The organism is Autumnicola patrickiae (genome assembly GCF_031846525.1).
Lineage (GTDB): Bacteria > Bacteroidota > Bacteroidia > Flavobacteriales > Flavobacteriaceae > Autumnicola > Autumnicola patrickiae.
In genome coordinates this window covers 1-1,389 of the sequence record NZ_JAVRHM010000058.1, presented here as the reverse complement: position 1 = coordinate 1,389, position 1,389 = coordinate 1, and the positions used below count along the sequence as shown (strand labels likewise).

The 1,389-nt window shown below is 39.7% G+C and carries 1 protein-coding gene; it reads right to left on the bottom strand.

Translation table 11 applies throughout. The features are described 5' to 3' along the window. Window positions 1-94 precede the first annotated feature (94 nt). A complete protein-coding gene (locus tag RM549_RS19305) occupies window positions 95-1,294 on the bottom strand; it encodes an IS4 family transposase (RefSeq protein ID WP_311687743.1) in 1,200 nt (399 codons plus the stop codon). Window positions 1,295-1,389: the final 95 nt, after the last annotated feature.

Sequence of the window (1,389 nt, the reverse complement as noted above, 5' to 3'; positions counted from 1 at the left end):
CTTTGTTGTCCGATAAAAATCTAAAATAGCAAAAAAGGCTTTTTTGTCGGTTGATTTTGTTGGGTTCCGGATTATTTTCTCGTATAGAAGCCCCTTATGGATCAAAAAGGCTCAGTTGATCCATATTTTTTGTAGTTATATCCTCCCATTTTGAATCTGGGTTTTTCAGGAATTTGAATAGGTCAATGTAAGTCATCAGATGATATCTTATTACGGACATCATATTGGAATAAGCCCATTTCTTTTCTGCTTTTCGCTGAATGACAAGCATCACAAGTTGGATGATCAGGCTGGTCCATATCTGTATTTCAATGGCATTTTGGTTATCGCCCAGAAAGTATTTGAGTGGAAAATTTTGTTTTAACCTTTTGAACATTGTTTCGATCTGCCAACGGTTTTTGTAGATACCCGCTATCTTATCGGCGGGAAGTTCATAGTTGTTGGTAATGAATTCATAAACTTTATGCTTTTCTTCGTGCCAAAAGGCTATCCTCCTGAGTTGGAATTCCCCGCCGTTGTTATCGGCAAGCACTATTTTTTCATCTTTCAGGACAGCATCGTCCACATTATCCGGTATATCAAATTCTTCAAGGCTCGTATAACGGGCATTGTCCTTTTGCCTGGTAACAAAATATATATCTTTCAATGTCCATTCTTGGTATTGTTGGTAATCAACATAACCCTTATCAAAAACAACAAAAGAGCCTTTCTTCAAGTCGAGTTCTTTTAAAAAGGTGTGGTCATGGGTTGCGGCACTAGAGAACTTTATCAAGCATGGAACATCTTCCCTGGCGTTGATCATCGTGTGCATTTTAATGCCACCTTTCCTTTTGCCGTTAAGTGGATTACGTCCCACGCCCTTGAGGATGTCGCTGAACAACGGTATGGTGGATGAATCGATGATTTTTAGGTTCTTCACAGCTGGCTCCGAAGGTCTGCTGTCCGATAAAAAATGGCAGTATTGTTCATAAAGTGAATGGTAAATGTCCGCAAAAACTTTACTACTCCTTCGCCTATTGGCATCGGACAAGGTACTGCGCTTGGGAAAATCCTTTAGCCCCAAATGGTTGATCTTCCCCTCGCAGGCAAGCATTATGCTGGAGACCTCCCTTAATGAGCTGCAACCGCTGATAACAGTGAAGATCATTGTGGTCAAATGCTCATAGGTGGTGAATTTTTTGGTATACCTGTCGCTATTGTGCTTTTTGGCTGTCCGGTGAATTTCTTTGGGATTGATAAAATTTAAAACCTGCTTGATAATCGGCTGTCCGCTAAAGTTTTTACTTTTGCTCATATATCGAGTTTTGTGGTAAAAACAAGATATAAAAAAGCGGGAAAATCCTTTCTTGGAATCCCGCTTTTAAAAAGTTTTATCGGACACTACTGATT

Bases quoted from the DNA above. Each gene is read 5' to 3' on its own strand.
- RM549_RS19305 (WP_311687743.1), bottom strand. From the start codon at position 1,294: ATGAGCAAAAGTAAAAACTTTAGCGGACAGCCGATTATCAAGCAGGTT.